Annotated in this window: 5 protein-coding genes; all 5 read right to left on the bottom strand. The window is 64.3% G+C overall.

The annotated features are described in order from the left end of the window. Position 1 precedes the first annotated feature (1 nt). On the bottom strand, positions 2–1,090 hold the full coding sequence (gene paaE / locus U4Y90_RS35785) for a 1,2-phenylacetyl-CoA epoxidase subunit PaaE (protein ID WP_321801843.1): 1,089 nt from the start codon (positions 1,088–1,090) through the stop codon (positions 2–4). A 94-nt stretch (positions 1,091–1,184) separates the two neighbouring features. After that, entirely contained in the window at positions 1,185–1,700 is a 516-nt protein-coding gene (gene paaD, locus U4Y90_RS35780) for a 1,2-phenylacetyl-CoA epoxidase subunit PaaD (protein ID WP_321801842.1), read from the bottom strand. Beyond that, positions 1,701–2,534, bottom strand: coding sequence for a 1,2-phenylacetyl-CoA epoxidase subunit PaaC (gene paaC / locus U4Y90_RS35775; protein WP_321801840.1), 834 nt, complete (start codon positions 2,532–2,534; stop codon positions 1,701–1,703). 13 nt (positions 2,535–2,547) lie between these two features. Continuing rightward, the gene (gene paaB / locus U4Y90_RS35770) at positions 2,548–2,832 is read right to left on the bottom strand and encodes a 1,2-phenylacetyl-CoA epoxidase subunit PaaB (RefSeq protein ID WP_321801838.1); all 285 of its coding nucleotides are present in this window, start codon (positions 2,830–2,832) and stop codon (positions 2,548–2,550) included. Between the two features lie 20 nt (positions 2,833–2,852). After that, complete coding sequence (paaA, locus tag U4Y90_RS35765) at positions 2,853–3,860, bottom strand: 1,2-phenylacetyl-CoA epoxidase subunit PaaA (RefSeq protein ID WP_321801837.1); 1,008 nt, start codon at positions 3,858–3,860, stop codon at positions 2,853–2,855. Position 3,861 lies beyond the last annotated feature (1 nt).

The raw sequence follows: 3,861 nt of genomic DNA, 5'->3' as shown, positions 1-3,861 counted from the left end.
CTCAGCGCTCGTCGAAACTCACGACCACCCGCTCGCTCACCGGATGACACTGGCAAGTCAGCACGAAACCATCATCGATCTCGTGTTGTTCGAGCGTGTAGTTCTTGTCCATCTTCACTTCGCCCTCGAGCACTTTCGCGCGGCACGTGCAGCACACCCCGCCCTTGCACGCATACGGCAGCGCGAGCCCCGCTTTCAGGCCGACATCGAGCACGCTCACGCCTTCGTACGGCAGGCGCAGCTTGCGCTTCTTGCCATCGATGATCAGCTCCAGATCCGCCGCCGGCGTGTTCTCCGTGATCTCGATGGTCGGCGCGCCCGCTTGCGGCAGCGGCGTGCCGAAGCGCTCCACATGAATCTGCCCGGGCGCCACGCCCGCATCCTTCAGTGCGGCCTCCGCGGCATCCATCATCGGGCCGGGACCGCAGATGAACGCTTCGTCGATAGCCTCGGGCGAGAGCAGCGTCTGCAGAAACGCCTTGCACTTGTCCTGATCCAGCACGCCGTTGAACAACTCGACGTCCTGCAAATCGTCCGACAGCACGTGATACAGCGAGAACCGGTCCATATACCGATTCTTCAGGTCTTCCAGCTCTTCGGCGAACATGATCGCGTCCACGCTGCGATTGCCGTACACCAGCGTGAAGCGGCTCGTCGGCTCCATGTCCAGCGTCGTCTTGATGATCGCCAGCACCGGCGTGATGCCCGAGCCGCCCGAGAACGCCACGTAGTGCTTCGCGTGATCCGCGTTCAGGTGCGTGAAGAAGCGCCCGTCCGGCGTCATCACGTCGATCTCGTGACCGGGCTGCAAGGTATCGAACGCAAAGTTCGAGAAGCGTCCGCCCCGCACGCGCTTGATGCCGATGCGCAATTCGCCGTCGCGGTCGTAGTCGGTCACGCCCACGCAGATCGAATACGAGCGGCGCGTCTCCTCGCCATCGATATGTGTCTTGAGCGTCACGAACTGCCCCTGCGTGAAGCGAAACGCGTCGCGCAACGCGGGCGGCACCTCGAACGAAACGGTGACCGCATCGGCGGTTTCGGGTCGCACGTCGCGGATGCGCAGCGGATGGAATTGCGGAGTCGCCATGTTTTTCGGCTCGCTTCTCAGTGGATTCAGTTGATTCAGTCGATTCAGTCGATTCAGTCGATTCAGTCGATTCAGTCGATTCAGTCGATTCGGCTCAGTACGGCTTGAAGTAATCGAACGGCTCGCGACAGTCGATGCAGCGATACAGCGCCTTGCACGCCGTCGAGCCGAATTGCGCCAGCTTCTCGGTGTGCGTCGAGCCGCAGCGCGGACAGGCGATGACTTCTTTCTTGTACGGCACGAAGCGAATCGGCTGCTCGGCGCCGCTGCAGGCGCCCGTCGGCGGTGCGATGCCGTAGCGGCGCAACTTCTCGCGCGCTTCGTCGGTGATCCAGTCGGTCGTCCACGCGGGCGCCAGCACCGTCTCGATGCGATGCGCGCCCAGCTTCGCCTCGTCGATCGCCCGCGCGATGTCCTCCGCGATCTGCGACATCGCCGGACACCCCGAGTACGTCGGCGTGATCACCACTTCGAGCACGCCATCGTCGCCGTGGCGCACGTCGCGCAGAATCCCCAGCTCGCGGATCGACACCACCGGAATCTCCGGATCGGGCACCGCTTCGAGCACATGCCACGCGCGTTCGATCGTGTTGGCCTCGACAGTATTCATTTACCAGCTCGCGCCCGGATGTTGACGCGCCAGGCTCTGCATTTCCGCCAGCAGAAAGCCCATGTGCTCCGAGTGCTCGCCATGCTTGCCGGTGGTGATGTGCTGCACCTCGACGCTCGCTTCGAGCGTGGCTTCTTCCAGCGCCGATGCAAGCTGCTCGCGCCACGCCGCTTCGAACCCGCTCGCCAGCGGCGCGATGCCCGCATCGGCGACCGCCTGTTCGATCGCATCGGTGGCGAAGAACTCGCGCGTGTACGGCATCAGGTAATCGAGCGCCGCCTGCGTGCGCCGATGCGATTGCTCCGTGCCATCGCCCAGGCGCACCAGCCAGTCGCGCGCATGATGCAGGTGATAGCGCGTCTCCTTGATCGACTTCGCCGCGATCGCCGCGAGCTGCGCATCGCCCGATGCCTGCAGCGCGCTCCACACTTCGACCATCAGCGCCGAGTACAGGAAGTTGCGCACGATCGTCACCGCGTAATCGCGCTCGGCGCGCGTCGTGCCCGCGAGCGGGCCGAAGTGCGGCAACTCCGCGATCGTGTAGTTGGCGAACTCGCGCTCGCTGCGAAAGTACGCGTAGTCGTCTTCGGTCCTCTTCGCGCCGTTGAGCGCGGCCTCGAGCGTCGCGGCATGCGTGTACAGCAGACGCGCCTGACCGATCAGATCCAGACTGATGTTGGCGAGCGCAATGTCTTCTTCCAGCGCCGGGCCGTGGCTGCACCATTCGGCATTGCGCTGACCGAGGATCAGCGCGTTGTCCGCGAGACGCAGCACGTAGGCGAGATGTTCCTGACTCTGCTTGGGGCCCTGCTGTTGGCTCTGCTGTTGGCTCATGTCGCGCCCGTCCTTACATGTGATTGATTTCGTCGGGCAGCACGAAGAACGTCGGATGCCGATAGATCTTGTCGCCCGCGGGCTCGAACAACTCGTCCTTGTCCGCCGGGTCCGATGCCGTGATCGCCGCCGAGGGCACCACCCAGAGGCTCACGCCTTCCTGACGCCGCGTGTACACGTCGCGCGCCATGCGCAACGCCGCGCCCGCGTCCGGGGCGTGCAGACTGCCGCAATGCTTGTGATCCAGTCCCTGCTTGCTGCGCACGAACACTTCCCAGATCGGCCATTCCTTGTTCATCTTCATCGTCTCCATCATGCTCATGCAGCGTGTTTGTGGGCGCGGGCTTGTTGCTTCTCCGCGTAGGCGAGCGCGGCTTCACGCACCCAGGCGCCATCGTCGTGCGCCTTCACGCGCGTGGCGAGGCGCTCCTTGTTGCACGGGCCGTCGCCGTTGACCACGCGCCAGAACTCGTCCCAGTCGATCGCACCGTAGTCATGCGCCTGACGTTCGTCGTTCCACTTCAGATCCGCATCGGGCAGCGTCACGCCCAGAATCTTCGCCTGCTCGACCGTGGCGTCGACGAACTTCTGGCGCAGATCATCGTTCGAGATGCGCTTGATGCCCCACGCGAACGACTGGCCGCTGTGAATCGAATCCTTGTCGCTCGGCCCGAACATCATCAGCACCGGCCACCACCAGCGGTTCACCGCCTGTTGCACGAGGTCCTTTTGCGCCTGCGTGCCCTTCATCATCGCGAGCAGCGCGTCGAAGCCCTGACGCTGATGGAACGACTCTTCCTTGCAGATGCGGATCATCGCGCGCGCATACGGCCCGTACGTGCAGCGGCACAGCGGAATCTGGTTCATGATCGCCGCGCCGTCGACCAGCCAGCCGATCACGCCGACATCGGCCCACGTGGGCGTCGGATAGTTGAAGATGCTCGAGTACTTGGCCTTGCCCGCGTGCAGCCCGGCGACCAGTTGATCGCGCGAAACGCCCAGCGTTTCGGCCGCGCTGTAGAGATACAGGCCGTGGCCGCCTTCGTCCTGCACCTTGGCGAGCAGAATCGCCTTGCGCTTGAGGCTCGGCGCGCGGCTGATCCAGTTGCCCTCGGGCTGCATCCCGATGATCTCCGAATGCGCGTGCTGCGAAATCTGACGCACCAGCGTCTTGCGATAGGCCTCGGGCATCCAGTCCTGCGGCTCGATCTTGCCGTCGGCCTGCATCACCGCGTCGAAGCGCGTCTGGTCGAGACTCGCCGCGCCGTTCGCCGGCGCGTCGCCGGTCTGCGCCGGGCTCGGAATGTCGAGGGATTGGGTGTACATG

It is taken from the genome of Caballeronia sp. J97 (assembly GCF_905220305.1).
Taxonomy (GTDB): Bacteria; Pseudomonadota; Gammaproteobacteria; order Burkholderiales; family Burkholderiaceae; genus Caballeronia.
This window is presented reverse-complemented; position numbering and strand designations above follow the sequence as displayed.

Excerpts from the sequence above, each read along its gene's own strand:
- paaD (WP_321801842.1), bottom strand. The coding sequence starts at position 1,700 with ATGAATACTGTCGAGGCCAACACGATCGAACGCGCGTGGCATGTGCTC.
- paaA (WP_321801837.1), bottom strand. The coding sequence starts at position 3,860 with ATGTACACCCAATCCCTCGACATTCCGAGCCCGGCGCAGACCGGCGAC.
- paaC (WP_321801840.1), bottom strand. The coding sequence starts at position 2,534 with ATGAGCCAACAGCAGAGCCAACAGCAGGGCCCCAAGCAGAGTCAGGAA.
- paaE (WP_321801843.1), bottom strand. The coding sequence starts at position 1,090 with ATGGCGACTCCGCAATTCCATCCGCTGCGCATCCGCGACGTGCGACCC.
- paaB (WP_321801838.1), bottom strand. The coding sequence starts at position 2,832 with ATGAACAAGGAATGGCCGATCTGGGAAGTGTTCGTGCGCAGCAAGCAG.